Here is a 20,937-nt window from a genome sequence, read left to right as displayed (position 1 = left end):
GGCGCCGTTCGGTCCGGGCCGGATGACCGGCCCGGACCGGGGTGCCGGGATCACCGCTGGGTGAAGACCGCCACCGTGCGGGCCGGGACCGTGAAGGTGCCCGAAGCGGCGTCGTAGGAAGCCGTCTTGACCGTGGCGTCGGTGCCCCGCGCCTGGACGGGGTGGAGGGCGTAGCCCTCGCCGCCCAGCGAGGACACGGTCTGAGTCCGCTTCTGGGGCGTGGCGTTGAAGACCACGACCAGGTCGCCCAGGCGCATGGTGATCACGCCCGGGGTCTCGTCCGTGCCGGAGAGCGGGAAGGAGAGCGCCGACTGGACCGCGTCCGCCGTGGACAGGCTGAAGGCCTTCTCCGTCGTACGGATCCTGAGCAGGTCCTGGTAGGCGGCCGAGGCGCCGGTGATCTGCGGGCAGCCGACCGTCAGCGACGGGGACGACAGCAGGGGCTTGCCGTAGGGCCACTTGTCCTTGTTGTCGGCGGCCGGGGGCAATCCTCGCCCGAAGCCGTTGCCGGCCCGGCAGTCCCAGTTGAGGACGTTGAACCAGTCGCCGCTGTCGTAGGAGTTGCGGTCCAGCGACTTGGAGCGGAGCAGGTCCGTGCCGGCCTGGGAGAGCGCCGGGCCCTGTGAGAGCGCGGCGGTCGCCATGGCGAGGACCTGCATCCTGGCCCGGTCACCGGGGGAGGTGTCCGCAGGGAGCTTGAAGGCGAGCGCGTCGTACAGGGTTTCGTTGTCGTGGGCGTCCGCGTAGGCGAGGACGTCGCCGGGGGCGGCGGCGTAGCCGGCGGGGGCGCCGTTGTAGTCGACGTCGGAGCCCTTGACCCGCCGTCCCGACGTGTCGGTGAAGGAGTAGGAGGCGAGGTTGCCGGTCAGGCCGACCTTGATCAGGTCCTGGTAGTGCAGGAGGCGGGCCTTCTGCTCGGCCGGGGTGCCGTTGGCCTTCGAGGTGTTGGGGTCGGTGAACAGGCCGGAGGCGAAGCCCTGGACACCGGGGTCGGCGTCGAAGGGGCCGCCGCCGCGTACGGCGTCACGCGCCCGGTCGGAGAAGGTCGCGATGCCGGTGCCGGCCATGTTCTTCTGGGTGGCCTGGACGAAGCGGGCGTCGTCGGCGATCTCGCCGAAGTTCCAGCCCTCCCCGTACAGGATGATCTTCTTGCCGTCCACGCCGTCCTTTTCGGGGGTCAGGGCGTCGAGGGCCCTGCGGACCTCCAGGATGTTGGCCTTGGGGTGGTGGCCCATGAGGTCGAAGCGGAAGCCGTCGACCTTGTACTCCTTCGCCCAGGTGACGACCGAGTCGACGACCAGCTTGCCCATCATCGTGTTCTCGGGCGCGGTGTTGGCGCAGCAGGTGGAGGTGGCGACGGTGCCGTCGGCCAGCAGCCGCTGGTAGTAGCCGGGCACGATCCGGTCGAGGACGGACTTGTCGGACTGGCCGCTCGCGACGGTGTGGTTGTAGACCACGTCCATGACCGTGCGCAGCCCGGCCCCGTTCAGGCCCTGGACCATCTGCCGGAACTCGACCGTGCGGCGCGTGCCGTCCGGGTCGGAGGCGTAGGAACCTTCGGGGACGGTGTAGTGCAGCGGGTCGTAGCCCCAGTTGAACGCGTCCTTGGCGGCGGCCTTGGACACGCACGCCTGCTGCTCGTCGGAGTCGGGGGCGTACGCCTTCAGGTCGCAGTCGGGGGTGGCCTGGCCGGACGTCTTCTCGGGGATGGTGCCGATGTCGAAGACGGGCAGCAGGTGCACGTACGAGGTGCCGTTGGCGGCCAGCTTCTTGAGGTGCTTCATGCCGTCCGACGTGGTGTCGGTGAAGGCGAGGTAGCCGCCCGGGTGGTTCGACGTGCGGTCCGCGATGGAGAAGTCGCGGACGTGCAGCTCCTGGATCCGGGCGTCCCGCAGCGGGGTGGCGGCCGGCTTCCTGAGCGTCGTCCAGCCCTTGGGGGCCAGCTTGGGGTCGGCGAGGTCGGTGACCAGGCTGCGGGCCGAGTCGGTGGTGAGGGCCGTGGAGTACGGGTCGGTGACCTTGTTGGTGACGACCTTCTGGACGCTGGGCGCCCAGACCTTCACCTCGTACCGGTACGGCTTGTTCCGCCAGCTCTTGTCGCCGGTGACCGACCAGACGCCGGTGGCCGCGTCGCGCTTCATCGCCACGCGCCGGCCGTCGAGTTCGAGGGCGACGTTCCGGGCGGTGGGTGCCCACACGGACAGGGTGGGCGTGCCCTTGCGGAAGACCGGGCCGAGCGCCTTCTGCCGTGCCTTCGTGCCGTACAGGTCGTCGAGGACGCCCGGGATCTGGACGCCGGTGGCGGCGAGCAGGGCACCGGTGGCGGCGCGGTGGGTGGCGATGAGCCGGCCGCGCAGGGCGTCGCGTACGCGGTCGCGGTCGCGCGGGTCGAGGGTGAAGGCCGGGTAGTCCTTGAGGTGCGGGTACCTCGCCTTCTGCGCGTCGGTGAGGGATGCGGGGCTCAGACGCAGCCAGCGGCCCTCACCGGACAGGGCGCCGTTCGTGGCGGTGATCCCGCCGTCCCAGTCGTACACGAGCTGCTGGCTGGTGCCGGGTGCGGCCTTGACCTTCCAGACGACGGTGTCGGCGTCGATCCACTGGGCCTCGGCCTTGGTGAGGTCGAGGGCGGGCGCGGCGCCCGAGGTGGGCAGCAGGTAACCGGTGTCCCCGGTGAGGAGCCAGACCTCCTTGCCGTACGTCCCGAAGTCCAGGGACCGGTCGGCGGGGATGTCCTTCTCGTCGCCCTTGTGGACGATGTAGCTGAGCGAGGTGGCCCCGGCGGCGAGCGGCACCTCGAAGGTGAGGCCGAAGGCGTCCTTCCTCGCCGGCTGGAGGGGCTTGGACCAGTCGGTGGGGGTGGCGGCGCCGGTCCAGGTGTGCAGGCCCCAGCCGTCGTAGTCGCCGTCGGGGCGGTGGTAGTGGATGACGGCCTTGCCCTGGTCCTGCGGCGGGTAGGCGCCGTCGGGTGCCTTGTTCCGCTGGCCGCCGTCGCCCTGCTCGATCCAGACCTCGCCGGTGGCGGAGAGGTCGAGGGTGCGCTGCGGGCCGTCGGCGGTGCCTGAGTTCTCGACGGTGTACGGGACGGAGGTCGCACCGTCCTCGACCTTGACCCAGGCGAAGGCGCCGTACGCGTCACGGCCGGTGAAGGCGGCGGTGGTGGTCCCCGTCTTCAGCCGCCAGCCGTCGTAGTCGCCGTCGGGCCGCTGGTAGTGGACGACGGCGTAGTCACGGTCGACGGCGCTGGGCCTGCCCGGCTTCACCGGCTGCCCGGCGGTGGTGGTGGCGAGGTCGCTCGCGGTGCGGCCCGCGCTGTCGACGACGACGGCCTTGTAGCGCAGGGCCGTTCCGGCGGGGGCGGTGATCGTGTGGTGGACCTGGTAGGGGGCGTGGTCGGCGGAGCCGAGGACCTGCCACTTCCCGGTGCCCTGCTGGGCGGCGAAGACGACCCGGTTGAGCCGGCCGCCGTCGACGTCGGCGGAGACGGTGACGGTGCCGGTCGCTCCGGGGGCCGGGGCCTTCACCTCCACGGACGGGGCGGTGGCCGGGGCGGGGACGGGCTCGGCGGCCTTGAGGACCACGGTGGACAGGGCCGGGACGGTGACGGTGAGCCGGTCGCCGTCGCTCGTCAGCGTGCCCCTGCCGCCGTACAGGGTGGAGAAGTCCGTGTCCGGGGAACCGACGGGGAGCTCCACCGTCTTCGGGGAGGTGGCGTTGTTGGCGGCGACCAGGTACTCGGTCCTCGTCCTCGCGTCCGTGCGGGAGAAGGCGTAGACGCCCGCGCCGCCGTCGGCGTACCGCTCGGTCTGGATGCCGTCGGCGAGCGCCGGGTGGGCCTTGCGGAGCTTGGCCAGTGCGGCGATCCGCCGGTAGAGCGGGTGACGGGTGTCGTACGCGTCGGACGCGTGCGTACGGTCGGTGCCGAGCTGGTCGTCGTCGAGGTAGTCGGCGGTCCGGGAGGCGAAGAGGGTCTGGCGGGCGTCCTTGTCGCCGCCGGCGCCGGTGAAGCCCTGCTCGTCGCCGTAGTAGATCACCGGGTTGCCGCGGCCGAGGAACATCAGCTCGTTGGCGAGCCGGTAGCGGTCCAGGAGCTCGGCGTCGCCGGCCTTGGCGTTGTCCTGCTTGAGGAAGGTGCCGAAGCGGCCCATGTCGTGGTTGCCGAGGAAGGACACCGACTCGTAGGCGTTGGCCTTGTCGGTCGTGTACCGGTAGTCGTCCGCGAAGACCTTGGCCAGCTTGGTGGCCGGGCCGCCCTGGGAGGCGTATCCGCGCGCGGCGTCCTGGAAGGGGAAGTCGAGCGTGGCGTCGAGCCGGCCCTCGCGCACGTACTGCGAGGTGATCGCGGTGTCGGCGGAGTAGACCTCGCCGAACATGAAGAAGTCGTCCCGGCCGCGCTTGGCGGCGTACGCGTCGAGGGCGGTGGCCCACTGCGTCCAGAACTCGGTGTTGACGTGCTTGACCGTGTCGATGCGGAAGCCGTCGATGCCGAAGTCGCGCACCCAGCGCTGGTAGATCCTCTCCATGCCCTCGACGACCTCGGGGCGCTCGGTCCACAGGTCGTCCAGCCCCGCGAAGTCGCCCTGGGTGGAGGATTCACCGGCGAAGGCCGAGTCGCCCCGGTTGTGGTACATCGCGGGGTCGTTGAGCCAGGAGGGGACCTTGAGGTCCTTCTTGGCGTCGGGCACGACCGGTGTGCGCGGGAAGGAGTCGAGGTCGGTCCTCGGGAAGGGTTTGGTGCCGTCGGCGTAGTCGCCGTCGTCGAACGGCACGCCGTCCTCGGTCAGGTACGGGAAGGCGCCCTTGGAGAGGTAGCCGTAGGACTTCTCCTTGTAGTCGACGACGTCGGCGGTGTGGTTGGTGATGACGTCGAAGAAGACCTTCATCCCTTTGGCGTGGGCCTTGTCGATGAGTCTTTCGAGGTCGTCGTTGGTGCCGAAGTGGGGGTCGACCTGGGTGAAGTCGGTGATCCAGTAGCCGTGGTAGCCGGCCGAGCTGTCCTTGCCCTCGCCCTGCACGGGCTGGTTCTTGAAGATCGGCGCCATCCAGATGGCGGTGGTGCCCAGGCCCTTGATGTAGTCGAGCCTGTCGGTCAGCCCCTTGAGGTCGCCGCCCTGGTAGAAGCCCTTGTCGGTGGGGTCGTGGCCCGTGCTGAGCCGGGAGCCGGTCAGACCGCCGCGGTCGTTCCTCCGGTCACCGTTGGCGAACCGGTCGGGCAGGACGAAGTAGAACTGCTCGCGGGTCAGGTCGTGGCGGGCGGGCTCGGCGGCCAGCCTCGCGTCCGAGGGCGGTGCGGGGGGCCGTGGCGTGGCCGCCGCCGGGAGGGCGGGGACGAGCGCCGCGACCGTCACCGCCGCGAGGGCGGCGACGGTTCTGCGCGCGGATCGGGGGCGTATCAAGGCGGGATCTCCTCGGGGAGGGTGACGGAGAAGAGGCCCCGCGCCCCGGGGAGGGAGCGCGGGGCGGTGAGAAGGGACGTCAGGCGCGCCAGGTGTCGTTCAGGGAGACCTTCCCGGAGGCCGGGACGGTGGCCGTGCGGTTGGCGCCGCTCTCCCAGGTGACGTTTCCGGCGGGGTCCTTGCGGAGGTACTTGTACGCGAAGGACGTGCCGGCGGGCAGGGCCACGTCCAGCTTCCAGACGGGGTAGCCCGCCGGGTCCAGCTTGAGCGCGCTGCCGGGGTTCCAGGTGCCGAGGGCGGCCTGGTCGCCGGTGACGTAGATGTTCTCGCCCGGCACGGTGGTGGCGTTGACGGCGAAGGACGCGCCGCTCGTGACGGGCGTGCCCGGGCTCGTCGGGCCGCCGGGGCAGGTCCGGGCGCCGGCGTGGAGGGCGACGGCGGTGCCCGCGCCGAGCGTGGCCGTGAACTGGCCGGAGCCGTTGACCGTGACGGGCCGGTTGTTCTGGACGTCGCAGTAGTCGCCGGCGGGCAGGGACGTCTGGAACGTACGGGTGAGGGCGGACGTCTCGTGGTTGATGGCGACGTACGCCTTGGTGCCGCGTCCGAAGGCGATCTGGTCGCCGCCGTTGTCCCACCAGTTCGTGACACCCTGACCGCGGGCCACGTTCCGGAAGGCGACCATGGAGGCGATCTCGCGCCAGGCGTGCTGGCACTTCCAGCCGTCGGTGTAGCAGGCGCTCACGTTGCCGCCGCCGGGCGGGCCGGCGTCCTTGTCGGTCCACTCGTAGCCGGAATGCACGTCCGGGGAGCCGTACGGCCAGGCCAGCATGAAGACGTTGGCGAGGGTGTAGGCGGAGCCGTTCTTGTGGTTCAGCGTGTCGCCGCCGCGCTCGGTGTCGTGGTTGTCGACGAAGACGCCGGACCTGCCGGACTCCATGTGGCCCCAGGCCTCGCCGAAGTTCTTCAGGTACGCGAGGTTCTCGCCGAGGAACACCCGCTTCAGGTCGCGGGCGTAGCGGAACTCCTGGACGTCGCCGTTGCCGAGGTACTCGCTGGGCGAGACGGCCTCACCGGCGCCGTATATCGCCTCCTGCTTCCAGTACACGCCCGGGTTGGTGAGCTTGGCCTTGATGGCGGCCAGGTCGTTCGCCGGCATGTGCTTGGCGGCGTCGATGCGGAAGCCGTCGACGCCCAGGGCCAGCAGGTCGTTCATATAGCCGGCGATCCTGGTACGGACGTACTCCTCACCGGTGTCCAGGTCGGCGAGGCCGACGAGTTCGCAGTTCTGGACGTTGGCGCGGTCCTGGTAGGTGGTGATCTGCGCGGTGCAGTCGTTCATGTCGGGCGAGGAGTACAGGCCCGGGTAGCCGTACTTGGTGTACGACGAGCCGCCGGTACCGGTGCCGTTGCCGGCTGCCATGTGGTTGATGACGGTGTCGACGACGACCTTGACGCCCGCGCTGTGGCACGTGTTCACCATGGACTGGAAGGCGGCGCGGTCGCCGAGGCGGCCGGCGATCCGGTAGCTGACGGGCTGGTAGGAGGTCCACCACTGGCTGCCCTGGATGTGCTCCTGTGGCGGCGAGACCTGGACGTAGCCGTACCCGGACGGACCGAGGCTGTCGGTGCACGCCTTCGCCACCGAGGCGAAGTTCCACTCGAACAGCACGGCGGTGACGTCCTTGGTCCCGGGCGGTGCCGCCTGGGCGGGGGTGGGGGGCGCCGTGACGGCGACCACGGCTCCCGCCACGAGGGCGAGCGCGGCGGCCACGGGCTTTCTGGCCATGTTTCCTCCTGGGGAAGGGAGGTGCGGATGCGACGGTGCAGCCTCGTACGGCAACGCGCCATGCCCGCAAGGCCCGATGAAGTCTCTTGCTGCAAGAAAGCAGCAATGCTTTTCGGTCGAGACCGTACGAGCCCCCCGGCCCGCGGTCAACCCCTCGGACACAGTCCGGTCACACCCCGGAAATCCAGGCTTTCAGCTACTGCAAGACCTTTCGCAAGGCATTGCAGTGGTGTTACGTTCAACGAGCACTCCGGTCCGGTCGGCCGAGGGTCCCCGTACCCCGGGGCTCCACGCGCCCGGCCGATCGGACCGGTTCCGGTCGTCGGTCACCCGTCATCGGTACGAGCCGGGAGGCCCGGGGCCCGAGAAGACCCCGCCGCCCCGAACAGGGCAGGCCCCGGGCCTTCTCACCCTTCGCGCGCCCTGCGCCGCGCCGTGGACCCGCGGACGACGAGCTCGGGCTGGAAGACGAACTCCGTGCGCTGCACGGGGTTCCCGTCGATCTCCTCCAGCAGCGCGTCGACGGCCGCCGTCGCCATCGCCTGCACCGGCTGGCGCACCGTGGTGAGCGGCGGGTCCGTGAACGCGATGAGCGGCGAGTCGTCGAAGCCGACCACCGAGACGTCCCCCGGCACGTCGAGCCCGCGCCCGCGCACCGCCCGTATCGCGCCGAGCGCCATCAGGTCGCTGCCGCACACGATCCCCGTGCACCCCTCGTCGAGCAGCTCGCCGGCCGCCGCGTGCCCGCCCTCGACACCGAACAGCGTCGGCCGCACGAGCAGTTCCGCCTCCGCGCGGGGCACGCCCAGCGCCGCGTGCAGCGCGGACACGAACCCCTCGGCCTTGCGGCGCGACGGAACGTACCGCGTCGGCCCGATCGCGAGCCCGATGCGCCGGTGGCCCAGCTGCGCCAGGTGCCGTACGGCCATGCGGGCGGCCGAGCGGTCGTCGGGCGAGACGAAGTGGGCGTCGATGTACTCGTTGAAACCGTTGATGAGGACGAACGGCACCCCGCGGGCGGCCAGTTTGACGTACCGGGCCGGATCGGCGGCGGAATCGGCGTGGAGCCCGGACAGGAACACGATGCCGGTGACGCCGCGCTCCTCCAACTGCTCGACCAGCTCGTCCTCGGTGGCGCCGCCCGGCATCTGGGTGCACAGCACGGGCGTGTAGCCGTGTCCGGCCAGCACCTGCTCGATGACCTGGGCGAACGCCGGGAAGATGGGGTTGGTCAACTCGGGGATGACGAGGCCCACGAGGCCGGCGCTGCGCCGCTTGAGCCGTACGGGCCGCTCGTAGCCCAGGACGTCGAGGGCGGCGAGCACCCGGGTCCGCGTCGCGCCGGCGACGCCCGCCTTGCCGTTGAGGACCCGGCTGACCGTGGCCTCGCTGACGCCGGCCTGCGCCGCGATGTCGGCGAGCCGCGGGGCGCCCCCTCCTGCTTCGCCCCGCGGCTCGCCCGACGGCACCAGGACCGTCACACCGCCCACCAGACGGTGGTGTCGGCGGGCAGTTCGGCCGTGCCGTCGACGCTCGTGCGCACCCGTTCGCTGGCGAGCAGCATCCGGCCCGGCACGTCGATCCGTATCGGCTCGCCGGTGGTGTTGGCCGTGCACACGAACCCCTCCCGGCGGAAGGCCAGGAGGCCCTCGGGCCCCTCCAGCCACTCCACCGCGTCACCCGCGCCCAGTCCCGGCTGTTCGCGGCGCACGGCCAGCGCGCTGCGGTACAGCTCCAGCGTGGAGGACGGGTCGCCGCTCTGGGCCTCGACGCTCAGGGCGCCCCACGTCGCGGGCTGCGGCAGCCAGCTGCCGCCGCTGCCGAACCCGTACGAGGGGCCCTCGACGGTCCACGGGATGGGCACCCGGCAGCCGTCGCGGAAGCCGTCCTGGCCGGTGGCCCGGAAGAACGACGGGTCCTGGCGGACCTCGTCGGGCAGGTCGGTGACGTCGGGCAGGCCGAGCTCCTCGCCCTGGTAGACGTACGCCGAGCCGGGCAGCGCCAGCATCAGCAGCGTGGCCGCCCGCGCCCGGCGCAGCCCGAGCTCCCGGTCACCGGCCGTGCGGAGCTGGGTGCCGAGCCCGGGCGGGTTGGCGAACCGGGTCGCGTGCCGGGTGACGTCGTGGTTGGAGAGCACCCAGGTGGTGGGGGCGCCGACGGGGCGCATCGCGTCGAGCGAGGCGTCGATGACCTTGCGCAGCTCGGCGGCGTCCCAGTGGGTGCCGAGGTACTGGAAGTTGAACGCCTGGTGCATCTCGTCGGGGCGCACGTAGTTCGCGGTGCGCTCGACGGTCGGCGTCCACGCCTCGGCGACGAGGATGCGCTCGCTGGGGGCACCCCCGACGGAAGGCGAGGGGGAGTATTCCGCCAGGACCTCGCGCCAGCTGCGGTAGATCTCGTGGACGCCGTCCTGGTCGAAGAACGGCATGACATCGTTTCCGAGCAGCTTGAGCTGGTCGTGGGCGCCGATGTCGGGCAGGCCGGCCGCCTTGACGAGCCCGTGGGCGACGTCGACGCGGAAGCCGTCGACGCCCATGTCGAGCCAGAAGCGCAGGATGGAGCGGAACTCGTCGCGTACGGCGGGGTGCTCCCAGTTGAAGTCGGGCTGCTCGGGCGCGAAGAGGTGCAGGTACCACTCGCCGTCCGCGACGCGGGTCCAGGCGGGGCCGCCGAAGATGGACTCCCAGTCGTTGGGGGGCAGTTCGCCGTTCGCGCCCTTGCCCTCGCGGAAGTGGTAGCGCTCGCGCAGCGGCGACCCGGGACCTTCCCGCAGGGCGCGCTGGAACCACTCGTGCTGGTCCGACGAGTGGTTGGGCACCAGGTCGACGATGACGCGCAGGCCCAGCTCGTGGGCCTCGCGGATCAGGGCGTCGGCGTCCAGCAGGCTGCCGAACATGGGGTCGATGGCGCGGTAGTCGGCGACGTCGTACCCGGCGTCCGCCTGGGGGGAGGCGTAGAAGGGGCTGAGCCAGACGGCGTCGACGCCGAGGTTCCTCAGGTACGGCAGCCGGCTGCGGATGCCCTCCAGGTCGCCCATGCCGTCGCCGTTGCCGTCGGCGAAACTGCGCGGGTACACCTGGTAGATCACCGCGTCTCTCCACCAGCCCGTGTGCGTGCCGGTGGTCGGGGCGGCGGGGGCAGCGAGGTGCTGGGTCATGTCTTCCCTGGAGTCAAAAGGAGTGGAGCGGCCGCCGGCCCGGTGACAGGTCCGGACCGGCGCCGCGGACCGGGATACGTGATGGGGGGGGTGTCCCCCTGCGACTGGTGGCGCGCTACGACGTGCGGTGCTTCACCGCTCCCCGACGCGTTACGACTTCGTGGCGCCGGCGGTCAGTCCGGAGACCAGGTGGCGCTGGACGAGGCCGAAGACGATGGCGGCGGGTGCCGCGATGAGCACGGCGGCGGCGGTCAGCGAGCCCCAGTCGGCGGTGTACTGGTTGACGAAGGTCTGCAGGCCGCCGGGGAGGGTGAGGTTCTCCTCGCCGGTCATGAACGCGGAGGCGTAGGCGACCTCGGCCCACCCGGTGATGAAGGTGTAGAACGCGGTGACGGCGAGCCCCGGCTTGGCGAGCGGCATGATCAGACGCCAGAAGGTGCCGAAGGGGGAAAGGCCGTCGACGCGGCCGGCCTCGTCGATCTCGGCGGGGATGCCGTCGAAGTAGCCCTTCATCATCCAGGCGCAGAAGGGCACCGCGATGGTGAGGTAGGTGACGACCAGGCCGACCGGCTGGTTGAGCAGGCCGAGGCCGGCCAGCAGGTTGTAGAGCGGCACGATCAGCACGGCGACCGGGAACATCTGGGTGATCAGCAGCATCCACATCAGGGGCCGCAGGCCGGGGAAGCGGAAGCGGCTGACGGCGTAGCCGGTCGTGGCGGAGATGAAGACGCCGATGACGGTGGTCAGCCCGACGACGATCAGCGAGTTCCCGAGCCAGGCCAGGAACTGGGTGTCGGAGATGACGTGGGTGTAGTTGCCGACGGTGAAGTTCTTGACGAGTGAGGTGTCGAAGGCGTCGGTCTTCGGCTTGAACGAGGTGATCACCAGCCACAGCGGCGGGAAGACCGCGACGACGGCGGCGATCAGCAGCGTCAGGTGCAGCCCGACGGAGGCCAGCGGCGAGCGCTCGCCGCGCGACCGTACCCTGCGGGGCGGCGGGGCCGTGGCGGCCGGAGTGGTCGAAGTGGTCATGTCGGTCACCACATGTCTCCCTGCTTCTTGAGCGCGCGGCGGTAGACCACCGCGAAGAGCGACAGGAGCAGCAGGATCACCACGCCCCAGGCCGCGGAACCCGCGTAGTCGCGCGGGCTGTTGACGAAGGAGAGCCGGTAGGCGTACGTCACGAGGATCTCGGTGGCGTCACCGGGCCCGCCCCGGGTGAGCAGGAAGATCACCGGGAACATGTTGAAGGTCCAGATCGCGCTGAGCAGGACCACCGTGGCGGAGACGGGGCGCAGCCCGGGCAGGGTGATGTGGCGGAAGCGCTGCCAGGCGCTCGCGCCGTCCATCTCGGCGGCCTCGTACAGCTCGCCGGGGATGGACTGGAGGCCGCCGAGCAGGGCGACGAGCATGAACGGCACGCCGAGCCAGACGTTGACGGCGATGACGGAGACCTTGGCCCAGGTTGGGTCGTTCAGCCAGGAGACGCCGTCGATGCCGCCGCCCGCGAGCAGCTTGTTGAACAGGCCGTTGCGCTCGTTGAAGAGCAGCTTCCAGGTGAAGACGGAGACGAAGGCGGGGACCGCCCACGGCAGGATCAGGGCCATGCGGTAGAAGGTGCGGCCCTTGATCTTTCGGTTGAGCATGTTGGCCAGGATCAGACCGAGGCCGAAGGAGAGGGCGACACAGGTGACGGTCCAGACCAGGGTCCAGCCGAGGCGGTCCCAGAAGACCTCGTCGGTGAAGACGGCCCGGTAGTTGTCGAGCCCGACGAACTGGTGGGTGGCCGGGATGTGGTTGACGCCGATCGTGCGCTCGACGTTGGCCTCGTTGGCGTCCGTGAGCGACAGGTGGACACCGCGCACCAGCGGGTAGCCGATGATCACACCGATCACGGCCACCACGGGAGCGATCATGCTCCAGGCGTACCAGTGGGTGCTCAGCGCCCTGCGCAGCCGGCCCGGGGCCGGGGAGCCCGGGTTCTTCTCAGTGCGGCGGCCGCGACCGCGGGCGCTGTGCGCGCCCGCGGCCCCGGCCTCCGACTGGCTGGTCTCGACAGCCATTGGTCGGTCAGCCCTTCCCACTGCTTACTTGTAGTCCTTGAGCATCTTGCGGTAGGCGTCGCCGGTCTCCTGGGCGGCCTTCTCCGGCGTGGTCTTGCCGCCGAGGACGTTGGCCATGTGGAGGCGGATCGGCTCGAAGAGGGCGTTGCCCTGCGGGATCCAGGGGCGCTCGACGGCCTTGTCGACCGCGGGCTTGAAGAACTTGACCATCTCGTTGCCGGCGACGGACGGCTTGGTGTAGACCGACAGGCGGGTCGGCAGCAGGCTGAGCTTCTCGGTGGTCTCCTGCTGGACCTTGGCCGAGCTCATGTACTTGGCGAACGCGTAGGAGGCGTCCAGGTTCTTGGAGCCCGCGTAGACGGAGAGGTTCCAGCCGCCCTGCGGGGAGCCCTGCGCGGCGCTGCCGGCCGGGACCGGCGCGATGCCCAGGTTCTTCGGGTCCTTGAACTCGGCGCCGGCGCGGGAGTCGGCGATGGCCCACGGGCCGTTGAGCATCATCGCGACCTTGCCGGACTTGAACGCGTTCTGCATGTTGTTCCAGCCGTCGGAGGCGTCGGTGATCGCCGCCTTCGAGTCGACCAGGTCCTTGATGGTCCGGTACGCCTTGACGCCGGGCTCGTCGTCGATGGTCACGGTCTTGGCCTTGGCGTCGACCATGTCGCCGCCCTCGCCGTAGAGGAAGGACAGGAACCAGTACGGGTCGTCGCCGCGCAGGTAGAGGCCGGTCCTGCCGGGCGACTTCTGGCTGATCTTCTTCGAGGCGGCCTTGAGCTCCTCGATGTTCTTCGGGACCTCGACGCCGGCGTCCTTGAGCATCTTCTTGTTGTAGAAGAGCGCCATGGTGTCGATGACCTGCGGCACGGCGTAGGTCTTGTCGTTGAACCGGGTGCTCGCGGCGGCCTGCGGCAGCCAGTCGACCTGGTTCTCGATGGCGGGGGTGCCGTCGAGGGGGGCGAGGTAGCCCAGGCTGGCGAAGTCGGCGACCCAGGCGACCTCGGTGCGCATCACGTCGGGCGCTCCGGAGTTGCCGCCCGCCGCGTTCTTGAACTTGGCGTTGGCCTCGCCGAACGGCACGTTGACGTACTTGACCTTCACCTTGGGGTGCAGCTTGGTGAAGCCCTCGGCCAGTGCCTGGTAGGTCGCCTTCTCGGCCTCGTTCGAGGTGTCCCAGAAGGTGACGGTGCCCGAGAGCTCGCCCGAGCTCTTCGTGCCGCCGTCGGTGCCGCTGTCCCCACCGCACGCCGCCGTCGTCAGGGCCAGGGCCGCGACCAGCGCGGTGGCCGCTATGCCACGCCGCATGTGAACTCCTTCAACTGATCCCGGGGTGACGAAGGCGGATCGGATGTCACCGGATTCCGTGCCTCCCGCAGACCGCTCCCTCGCGGCGCGCCGGGTTGCCAGGAACGTAACAGGGATGAAAACGAGCCGAAAGACCTTGCGGCAAATTTCTGCAAGGGCGGCTGATCGTTACATCGACGTGTCCCTACAGTTGCCGACGCATCGCTTGACACGCCCGTACCGATGGGGTTGCGCACCCCTGGAGAGCTCTGCAAGCCTTTTCGTAACGGGTTGCAGCAAGGTTGCAGCCCCGTTTCATGCCCGCTCCCACCTCGTTGGTTGTACGTAGCCCCCGTCCCGGCCCACCCGAGAGGGACCCCGCACATGGTCCACGAGCTCACCTCACCCGTCCCGGCGCCGGCGGATGCGCCCCGTGCAAGCTCTTCCAGGCCCGGGTGGTGGCGGGACGCCGTCATCTACCAGGTGTACGTCCGTTCCTTCGCCGACAGCGACGGGGACGGCATCGGCGATCTGCGCGGGGCGCGGGAGCGGCTGCCGCACCTGGTCCGGCTGGGCGCGGACGCCGTGTGGCTCACCCCCTTCTACGCCTCACCGCAGGCGGACGGCGGGTACGACGTGGCCGACTACCGCGCCGTCGACCCCGTCTTCGGGGACCTCGCGGACGCCGACGACCTGGTGCGCACGGCCCATGAGCTGGGGCTGCGGGTCATCGTCGACATCGTCCCGAACCACACCTCCGACCAGCACCCGTGGTTCCGCGCCGCCCTCTCCGGCGACCCGGCCTACCGCGATCGCTACCTCTTCCGCCCGGGCAAGGGCCCCGGCGGCGAGCTGCCGCCGAACGACTGGGAGTCCGTCTTCGGCGGCCCGGCCTGGACCCGGGTGGCGGACGGCACCTGGTACCTGCACCTCTTCGCGCCCGAGCAGCCCGACCTGAACTGGGACCACGACGAGGTCAGGGCCGAGTTCGACTCCGTCATGCGGTTCTGGCTGGACCTGGGCGTCGACGGGTTCCGGATCGACGTCGCGCACGGCATGGTCAAGGCCGCCGGCCTGCCCGACATCGGCCACCGCGAGCAGGTTCGGCTGATCGGCTCGCAGCAGCTGCCGTTCTTCGACCAGGACGGCGTCCACGAGATCCACCGCTCGTGGCGGCGCCTGCTCGACCGCTACGACGGTGAGCGCGTCGGGGTCGCCGAGGCATGGGCGCCCTCGGCGGAGCGCCTGGCCCTGTACGTACGCCCCGACGAACTGCATCAGGCGTTCAACTTCCAGTTCCTGAACTGCTCGTGGGACGCGGACTGCCTGCGCCGCGTCATCGACGACTCACTGCGGGCCACCACGTCGGTGGGCGCGCCGACCACCTGGGTGCTCTCCAACCACGACGTCGTACGCCACTCCACCCGGTACGGCGACGGCGAGGCGGGCCTGCGGCGCGCCCGGGCGGCGGCGCTGCTGATGCTGGCGCTGCCCGGCTCGGCGTACGTCTACCAGGGCGAGGAGCTCGGCCTGCCCGAGGTCACGGAGCTGCCGGACGAGGTCCGCCAGGATCCGGCGTTCCTGCGCGGCGACGGCCAGGACGGGCTGCGCGACGGCTGCCGCGTCCCGATCCCGTGGACCGTCGAGGGCCCCTCGTACGGGTTCGGCAGCGGCGGCAGCTGGCTGCCGCAGCCCGCGACGTGGGGCGCCCTGAGCGTCGAGGCCCAGACCGGCGACCCGTCCTCCGCGCTGGAGCTCTACCGCGCCGCCCTGGCCCTGCGCCGCGCCCACCCGGCGCTCGGCGCGGGCGAGTCGGTCGAGTGGCTCCCGTCCCCCGGCGGCGTCCTCTCCTTCCGTCGCCACGCGGACGACGCGACGTTCGTCTGCACGGTGAACCTCACGCCCGACCCGGTCGCCATCCGCGCCCCGGGCCGGATGCTGCTGTCCAGTACGGGTCCCGTGGGCGGGGGCGACGGCGACGGCCGTCATCCCGTCCCGGCGGGCGGCGTTGCCGCCCCCGGCGGCAAAGTCCCCTCCCCCACCCGGGGATTCGCGGACGGGAGCGGCCCCGGCGACGGCGGGCACACCGTGCTCCTCGCCCCCGATTCCTGCGTCTGGTGGGCAAGCTGACGTGCGGCCGGTACAGTCGCATCCTATGACCGCGCGGCTAGCCGACATCGCAGCCCAGGCGGGGGTCAGCGAAGCCACAGTCAGCCGCGTGCTCAACGGCAAGCCGGGTGTGGCCGCGGCCACCCGCCAGTCCGTGCTGGCCGCCCTCGACGTCCTCGGCTACGAGCGCCCGGTCCGGCTGCGGCAGCGCAGCGCCGGACTCGTCGGGCTCATAACGCCCGAGCTGGACAACCCGATCTTCCCGGCCCTCGCCCAGGTCATCGGCCAGGCCCTGACCCGCCAGGGCTACACCCCGGTCCTCGCCACCCAGACCCCCGGCGGTTCCACCGAGGACGAGCTGACCGAGCTGCTCGTCGAGCGCGGCGTCTCCGGCATCATCTTCGTCTCCGGGCTGCACGCCGACACCACCGCCGACATGACGCGCTACGACCAGCTGCGCGGCAAGGGCGTCCCGTACGTCCTGATCAACGGTTTCTCGCCGAAGGTGCAGGCCCCCTTCGTCTCCCCCGACGACCGGGCCGCGATGCAGCTCGCCGTCACCCACCTCGTCTCCCTCGGCCACACCCGGATCGGCCTGGCGGTCGGGCCGAAGCGGTTCGTGCCCGTCGTCCGCAAGATCGAGGGCTTCCAGCGGGGCATGAGCGACCGGCTCGGGCTCACCCCCGAGGAGTCCGAGGAGCTCATCCAGCACTCGCTCTACACCCTGGAGGGCGGCCAGGCCGCCGCCACCGCCCTGATCGAGCGCGGCTGCACCGCCGTCGTCTGCGCCAGCGACATGATGGCGCTCGGCGCCATCCGGGCCGCCCGCCAGCGGGGCCTGGGCGTCCCCCGGGACATCTCCGTCGTCGGCTTCGACGACTCGCCCCTCATAGCCTTCACGGACCCGCCCCTGACCACCATCCGCCAGCCCGTGCAGGCGATGGGACAGGCGGCGGTCCGCGCACTCCTCGAGGAGATCGGCGGCACCCCCGCCCCGCACAGCGAGTTCGTCTTCATGCCCGAGCTGGTCGTTCGCGGTTCCACCGCCTCCGGACCCCAGGGGCAGGGCGCCTCCGGAAGGCGGAGCGATGGCAGCGAGGACCCGACTGGCGGATGATCGACGCAGTGGACATATCTGGCACACTCTTGGCCCATGGGTGACACAAACGTGAGAACAATGGAAGGCCGTACGGCGGCCCCCCCATCACCCATCGAGGAGCGGCGTCCGGACCCCGCGCCCGCGTCCCGGAGCTCCTGGGAGCGGCTGCGCACCCCGCGCCATCCCCGCATCTGGTTCGAGATCCTGCTGATCGCGGTGAGTTACTGGACGTACTCGCTGATCCGCAACGCCGTACCGGAGCAGAAGGCCGAGGCCCTGCGCAACGCCGACTGGATCTGGCGGGCCGAACAGACCCTCGGCATAGCGGTCGAGAAGACGGTCAACCACGCCGTGGACTCCGTCACGTGGCTGATCGTGGGCATGAACTACTACTACGCCACCCTGCACTTCCTGGTGACCATCGGTGTGCTGGTGTGGCTGTACCGCCGGCATCCCGGGCGGTACGCCGCCACCCGCCTGGTGCTCTTCTCCACCACCGGGATCGCCCTGCTCGGCTACTACCTGTACCCGCTGGCGCCGCCGCGCCTGATGACGAGCGAGAACTTCATCGACACCGTGCTGGTCCACCACACCTGGGGCTCCATGGCCTCGGGCGACCTCAAGCACATGTCGAACCAGTACGCAGCCATGCCGTCCATGCACATCGGCTGGTCCCTGTGGTGCGGACTGACGATCCACGCCCTCGCGAAGGCGCCCTGGGCGAAGATCCTCGGCTTCCTCTACCCCACCACCACGCTCGTCGTCATCGTCGCCACCGCCAACCACTTCTGGCTGGACGCGGTGGGCGGCATGATCTGCCTCGCCTTCGGCTACACCCTCGCCTACGCCTGGTACGGCCGTGTCCCGCACCGGCTGCCGCGCCACGTCACCGGCGTGCCTCAGGCCCCGTAGAACAGCTCCTCCACCACCGCGCGGGCCCGGCGGGTCGTACGGCGGTAGTCGTCGACCATCTCGCCGACGTGCCCCGGGCCGTACCCCAGGTACCGGCCGACCGCCGCCAGCTCCCGTCCGTCGGACGGGAAGGTGTCCCCGGCCCGGCCCCGCACCAGCATCACGGCGTTGCGGACGCGGGTGGCCAGCACCCACGCCTCGTCCAGCGTGCGGGCGTCCTGCTCCGTCAGCAGGCCCGCGTCCCGGGCGGCCGACAGAGCCCGGCGCGTACGGGTGGTCCGCAGCTCCGCCACCTCGTGCCCGTGCCGCATCTGCATCAGCTGCACGGTCCACTCCACGTCCGACAGGCCACCGCGCCCCAGCTTGGTGTGGAGGGTGGGGTCCGCGCCGCGCGGCATCCGCTCGTTCTCCATCCGCGCCTTGAGCCGGCGGATCTCGCGCACCGCGGCCTCGTCGAGCCCCTTCGCCGGATACCGCAGCGGGTCGGCCAGCTCGATGAAACGGCGCCCCAGATCCGGATCCCCGGCCATCGGCTCGGCGCGCAACAGCGCCTGGCTCTCCCAGCCCAGCGACCAGCGGCGGTAGTACGCCTCGTACGACCTGAGGGTCCGCACCAGCGGTCCGCTCTTGCCCTCCGGGCGCAGGTCCGCGTCGATCAGCAGCGGCGGATCGGCGGTCGGCAGCTGAAGCAGCCGCCGCATCTCCGCCACCACCGCGTTCGCGGCCCGCGCCGCCTCCTGCTCGTCCACACCCTCGCGCGGCTCGTGCACGAACAGCACATCGGCGTCGGAGCCGTACCCCTGCTCGTGCCCGCCGAAGCGGCCCATGCCGATGACGGCGAACCGGGTCGGCAGCGTGTCGCCCCACTGTTCGCGCACGGCGGCACGCAGGGCGCCCGCGATGGTCGCCGCGTTCAGATCGGTCACCGCGTCGCCCACCCGGTCGACGAGCGCCCCGCTGTCCACCTCCGCGGGGCGGTCCTCCGTGCCGTACGACGAGATGATGTCCGCGGCGGCCGTACGGAACAGCTCCCTGCGCCGCACGCCACGGGCCACGGCCACCGCCTGCTCGGCGCTGTCCGCGCGGCCCACCGCCGCGAGGATCTCCGGCTCCAGATGGTCACGGCGGCGTGGCTTCAGCCCCTCCGGCGCGCCCAGGATGGCCACCGCCTCCGGGGCCCGCAGCAGCAGATCCGGCGCCAGCCGCCCCGCCGACAGCACCCGCGCCAGGTTCTCCGCCGCCGCGCCCTCGTCCCGCAGGAGCCGCAGATACCAGGGCGTCTTCCCGAGCGCGTCGGACACCTTGCGGAACCCCAGCAGCCCCGCGTCCGGGTCCGCCGAATCCGCGAACCAGCCCAGCAGCACGGGCAGCAGCGTCCGCTGGATCGCCGCCTTACGGGTCACCCCCGACGACAGCGCCTCCAGATGCCGCAGAGCGGCCACCGGATCCGCGTACCCGAGCGCCTCCAGCCGCTGACCGGCCGCCTTGGCGCTGAGCCGGGTCTCACCGGGCGTGAGCTGCGCGACGGCGTCCAGCAGCGGCCGGTAGAACAGCTTCTCGTGCAGCCGCCGCACCACCGCGGCGTGCCGCTTCCACTCCCGGTTCAGCTCGGCGACCGGGTCGATCCGCATCCCCAGCGACCGCCCCAGCCGCCGCAGATCCTCCTCCCCCTCCGGCACCAGATGCGTCCGCCTCAACCGGTACAGCTGGATCCGGTGCTCCATGACCCGCAGGAACCGATACGCCTCGTCGAACTGGGCGGCGTCCACCCGCCCCACATAGCCGCCCTCCGCCAGCGCCCTGAGCGCGTCCAGCGTCGTCCCGCTGCGCAGGGCGGCGTCACCGCGCCCGTGCACCAGCTGCAACAGCTGCACGGCGAACTCCACGTCCCTCAACCCGCCCGGCCCCAGCTTCAGCTCACGGTCCACCTGCGCCACGGGAATGTTGTCCACCACGCGGCGGCGCATCTTCTGCACATCGGTGACGAAGTTCTCCCGCTCGGCGGCCTGCCACACCAGCGGTGACACCGCATCGATGTACGCGGCCCCCAGCTCGGCGTCACCGGCGACGGCGCGGGCCTTCAGCAGGGCCTGGAACTCCCAGGTCTTGGCCCAGCGCTGGTAGTACGCGAGATGGCTCGACAGGGTCCGCACCAGCGGGCCGTTCCTGCCCTCCGGCCGCAGATTGGCGTCCACCGGCCAGATGGACCCCTCCACGGTGGTCTCCGAACAGATCCGCATCACATGCGACGCCAGCCGGGTCGCCGCCTGAAGGGCCTTCGCCTCGTCGCCGCCCTCCACCGCCTCCCCGACGAAGATCACGTCCACGTCGGAGACGTAGTTCAGCTCGCGCCCCCCGCACTTCCCCATCGCGATGACGGCCAGCCGGCACGCGGCGGCATCACCGGGCGCGGCGGCCTCCGCGATCCCCAGCGCCCTGCGCAGGGTGGCCGTCGCCAGATCGGCGAGCTCGGCGGCCGTCTCCACCACGTCGATGGTGCCGCACACGTCCCGGGCGGCGATCGCCAGAAGGCAGCGCCGGTACGCCACCCGCAGCGACACGGGATCGGCGGCCCCCGCGAGGCCCCGCTCGAACTCCTCGACCCCCGGATGCAGATCCGCCGCCTCGTACGTGACGAGCGCCCGCCAGTCGTGCGGATGCCGCGCCAGATGATCCCCCAGCGCCTCCGACGCCCCCAGCACGCTCAGCAGCCGGTCACGCAACGGCTTCGCGCCGATCAGCGTCCCCAGCAGCTGCCCGTCCGCCTGCGACTCGGCCAGCCGCACCAGCCCGCGCAGCGCCAGATCCGGATCGGCCGTCGCCCCCAGCGCGTCGAGCAGCACGGGATCGTCCCGCACCGGCCCCAGCACCGGCAGCGCCAGCAGCCGCTCGGCGGTGGAAGCGTCGGTGAAACCGTGCCGCAGCAGCCGCGTGAAGGTACTGCTCCTGCGCCCGGGCGCCATGGGCTCCGCCTCCCTGTTCTCGAGGGCTCGGTTCGCCTCCGGGGCACCTCGGCGCGCGTCGACGGTCGAGCGTGCTCGGGTCGCCCGTTCCTCGCGACCCTCCGCGTGTTCTCCCTCACGACACCCGCGCGCCCCTTCGGCTCACTCGCCTTCAGGTTCTTCACCCGACCCTATCGG

Annotated in this window: 11 protein-coding genes; 3 read left to right on the top strand and 8 right to left on the bottom strand. The window is 71.2% G+C overall.

Features of this window, described 5'->3' with window-relative positions:
- Window positions 1–50: 50 nt before the first annotated feature.
- The 7 genes from pulA to ABZZ38_RS08325 all read right to left on the bottom strand — a co-directional run bounded on the left by pulA (window position 51) and on the right by ABZZ38_RS08325 (window position 13,698).
- The gene (pulA, locus tag ABZZ38_RS08355) at window positions 51–5,393 is read right to left on the bottom strand and encodes a pullulanase-type alpha-1,6-glucosidase (protein ID WP_356737046.1); all 5,343 of its coding nucleotides are present in this window, start codon (window positions 5,391–5,393) and stop codon (window positions 51–53) included.
- Window positions 5,394–5,472: 79 nt separating this feature from the next.
- Window positions 5,473–7,179, bottom strand: coding sequence for a carbohydrate-binding module family 20 domain-containing protein (locus tag ABZZ38_RS08350; RefSeq protein WP_356737044.1), 1,707 nt, complete (start codon window positions 7,177–7,179; stop codon window positions 5,473–5,475).
- A gap of 407 nt (window positions 7,180–7,586) precedes the next feature.
- The gene (locus ABZZ38_RS08345; protein WP_356737278.1) at window positions 7,587–8,672 is read right to left on the bottom strand and encodes a LacI family DNA-binding transcriptional regulator; all 1,086 of its coding nucleotides are present in this window, start codon (window positions 8,670–8,672) and stop codon (window positions 7,587–7,589) included.
- Window positions 8,657–10,336, bottom strand: coding sequence for an alpha-amylase family glycosyl hydrolase (locus ABZZ38_RS08340; protein WP_356737042.1), 1,680 nt, complete (start codon window positions 10,334–10,336; stop codon window positions 8,657–8,659). The genes ABZZ38_RS08345 and ABZZ38_RS08340 overlap by 16 nt, the downstream gene beginning before the upstream one ends.
- Window positions 10,337–10,486: 150 nt before the next feature.
- Window positions 10,487–11,368 (bottom strand): carbohydrate ABC transporter permease, encoded by an 882-nt coding sequence (locus ABZZ38_RS08335; protein WP_356737040.1) that lies wholly within the window; start codon window positions 11,366–11,368, stop codon window positions 10,487–10,489.
- A 5-nt stretch (window positions 11,369–11,373) separates the two neighbouring features.
- Entirely contained in the window at window positions 11,374–12,399 is a 1,026-nt protein-coding gene (locus ABZZ38_RS08330) for a sugar ABC transporter permease (RefSeq protein ID WP_356737038.1), read from the bottom strand.
- 24 nt (window positions 12,400–12,423) lie between these two features.
- Complete coding sequence (locus ABZZ38_RS08325) at window positions 12,424–13,698, bottom strand: extracellular solute-binding protein (protein WP_356737036.1); 1,275 nt, start codon at window positions 13,696–13,698, stop codon at window positions 12,424–12,426.
- Window positions 13,699–14,061: 363 nt separating this feature from the next.
- On the opposite strand from ABZZ38_RS08325, the gene ABZZ38_RS08320 reads away from it, so the two are divergent.
- The 3 genes from ABZZ38_RS08320 to ABZZ38_RS08310 are packed head-to-tail and all read left to right on the top strand — an operon-like array spanning window position 14,062 to window position 17,797.
- The gene (locus ABZZ38_RS08320) at window positions 14,062–15,807 is read left to right on the top strand and encodes a glycoside hydrolase family 13 protein (protein ID WP_356737034.1); all 1,746 of its coding nucleotides are present in this window, start codon (window positions 14,062–14,064) and stop codon (window positions 15,805–15,807) included.
- A gap of 25 nt (window positions 15,808–15,832) precedes the next feature.
- The gene (locus ABZZ38_RS08315; protein ID WP_356737032.1) at window positions 15,833–16,903 is read left to right on the top strand and encodes a LacI family DNA-binding transcriptional regulator; all 1,071 of its coding nucleotides are present in this window, start codon (window positions 15,833–15,835) and stop codon (window positions 16,901–16,903) included.
- A gap of 36 nt (window positions 16,904–16,939) precedes the next feature.
- Window positions 16,940–17,797, top strand: a complete 858-nt coding sequence (locus tag ABZZ38_RS08310) for a phosphatase PAP2 family protein (RefSeq protein ID WP_356737030.1) — start codon at window positions 16,940–16,942, stop codon at window positions 17,795–17,797.
- Here the strand turns inward: ABZZ38_RS08310 and ABZZ38_RS08305 are convergent.
- Window positions 17,785–20,760 carry a bifunctional [glutamine synthetase] adenylyltransferase/[glutamine synthetase]-adenylyl-L-tyrosine phosphorylase gene (locus tag ABZZ38_RS08305; protein WP_356737028.1) on the bottom strand — a complete coding sequence of 992 codons (2,976 nt, stop codon included), beginning with the start codon at window positions 20,758–20,760 and terminating at the stop codon, window positions 17,785–17,787. The genes ABZZ38_RS08310 and ABZZ38_RS08305 overlap by 13 nt on opposite strands.
- Window positions 20,761–20,937 lie beyond the last annotated feature (177 nt).

Origin of the sequence: Streptomyces sp. NPDC006368, from assembly GCF_040612535.1 — a bacterium.
Classification (GTDB): Bacteria; Actinomycetota; Actinomycetes; order Streptomycetales; family Streptomycetaceae; genus Streptomyces.
Note: the sequence above shows the minus strand (reverse complement) of the source record. Positions and strands in the feature narration are given on the sequence as shown.

Bases quoted from the DNA above. Each gene is read 5' to 3' on its own strand.
- ABZZ38_RS08350 (WP_356737044.1), bottom strand. From the start codon at position 7,179: ATGGCCAGAAAGCCCGTGGCCGCCGCGCTCGCCCTCGTGGCGGGAGCC.
- ABZZ38_RS08340 (WP_356737042.1), bottom strand. From the start codon at position 10,336: ATGACCCAGCACCTCGCTGCCCCCGCCGCCCCGACCACCGGCACGCAC.
- ABZZ38_RS08335 (WP_356737040.1), bottom strand. From the start codon at position 11,368: ATGACCACTTCGACCACTCCGGCCGCCACGGCCCCGCCGCCCCGCAGG.
- ABZZ38_RS08330 (WP_356737038.1), bottom strand. From the start codon at position 12,399: ATGGCTGTCGAGACCAGCCAGTCGGAGGCCGGGGCCGCGGGCGCGCAC.
- ABZZ38_RS08325 (WP_356737036.1), bottom strand. From the start codon at position 13,698: ATGCGGCGTGGCATAGCGGCCACCGCGCTGGTCGCGGCCCTGGCCCTG.
- ABZZ38_RS08320 (WP_356737034.1), top strand. From the start codon at position 14,062: ATGGTCCACGAGCTCACCTCACCCGTCCCGGCGCCGGCGGATGCGCCC.
- ABZZ38_RS08315 (WP_356737032.1), top strand. From the start codon at position 15,833: ATGACCGCGCGGCTAGCCGACATCGCAGCCCAGGCGGGGGTCAGCGAA.
- ABZZ38_RS08310 (WP_356737030.1), top strand. From the start codon at position 16,940: ATGGGTGACACAAACGTGAGAACAATGGAAGGCCGTACGGCGGCCCCC.
- ABZZ38_RS08305 (WP_356737028.1), bottom strand. From the start codon at position 20,760: ATGGCGCCCGGGCGCAGGAGCAGTACCTTCACGCGGCTGCTGCGGCAC.